Origin of the sequence: Parageobacillus caldoxylosilyticus NBRC 107762 (assembly GCF_000632715.1) — a bacterium.
GTDB lineage: Bacteria > Bacillota > Bacilli > Bacillales > Anoxybacillaceae > Saccharococcus > Saccharococcus caldoxylosilyticus.
In genome coordinates this window covers 1-1,226 of record NZ_BAWO01000118.1, presented here as the reverse complement: position 1 = coordinate 1,226, position 1,226 = coordinate 1, and the positions used below count along the sequence as shown (strand labels likewise).

General features: G+C 41.4%; 2 protein-coding genes. Both read right to left on the bottom strand.

The genetic code is table 11. From position 1 onward, the window contains the following. The coding region (locus GCA01S_RS18885) for an IS256 family transposase (protein ID WP_042412561.1) at positions 1 to 828 on the bottom strand (828 nt) is incomplete at its 3' end. A gap of 180 nt (positions 829 to 1,008) precedes the next feature. After that, the gene (locus GCA01S_RS18880) at positions 1,009 to 1,209 is read right to left on the bottom strand and encodes a hypothetical protein (protein WP_017434527.1); all 201 of its coding nucleotides are present in this window, start codon (positions 1,207 to 1,209) and stop codon (positions 1,009 to 1,011) included. Positions 1,210 to 1,226 lie beyond the last annotated feature (17 nt).

Below are 1,226 nucleotides of genomic sequence, written 5' to 3'. Positions count from 1 at the left end.
AATTTCCTTATTCGGTGCGCGATAAATCAGTTTGAGATCCTCTGCCACTTCAAATTGATCTTTTTTCCGAACACGATTTAAGGTATTACGGACTTTGTGAACGACACAGCGCTGTACATCGGCTTTCGGATAAACGGCTTTAAAGGCCTCCTCCAGGCCCGGAAGGCCATCGAATACGCCCAGAAGCACTTCTTGTACCCCTCTTTTGTAGAACTGTTGAAGAATCTCTTGCCATCCGTAGGCACTTTCTTGTCCACCTACGAAGAAATCGAGAATTTCACGATACCCTTCTTCGTTTACACCTAACACCACATAAATAACCTCTTTCTCCACGGTATCGCGACGAAGTTTCACGTACAAGCCATCCAAATATAAGACCGAATATCGCTTGGGTAGGGGACGTGTATGCCATTTCACAATGTCTTCCTTTACCACATCCGTGATATGACTAATCGTTGTTGGGGAGTAGGCATTTCCTAGAATTCGTTCAATAAACTTGCCAATTTCACGCGTACTCATGCCACTTTGATACATCTTAATGATCGCTTCCTCGAGCCAGCCGGTGTGGCGTTGGTAGGGAGCGAACAATTGGGTTTGAAATTCTCCGTTTCGGTCTCTAGGGACCAAAAGACCTTCAATCCGACCGTATTGCGTATCTAGATTTCGCTGATAGTAGCCGTTTCTCGTATTCGACGTTCCAGCCTGTTCTATTTCGAGGAAATTTTTTATTTCTTCACGCATAATCAGCTCTAATTTTTCCTTTATAAACTGGCGAATCGCACTTTCCAGTTGATGAGCCCAGTCTACATTCGGTATACTTTTAGACATAGGTAGGGTTCTCCTTTCTCTGGAATGTTTTGGTCCAAATCAGAGAATACCCTACCTTTTTTCTTTTGATCTAGTAAAATGCTTTACACAAAATTTTATACATCATCAGACATACTGGCCCTTTATATTGTATTGTTTAAGTAAGATGTGATATTGTCTTTTGATGTGTACTGAACTTTTTTAAATATTCATTCTCCGCACGTAAACGTTCCCGTGCTTGTTCAGGTGTGAAAGGATTTTTTCTTGGTCTACCTTTATGTAAACCTTTTGTCTTTCCCGTTTCTCTTCTAATCCTTGAATTCCTTCGTTTTTATAGTGAGTAACCCATCTATGTAACACGAAAGAAGAGATGTGAAATGGATCCATGATTTCACGCTTCATCCATCCCTCCCTCTATA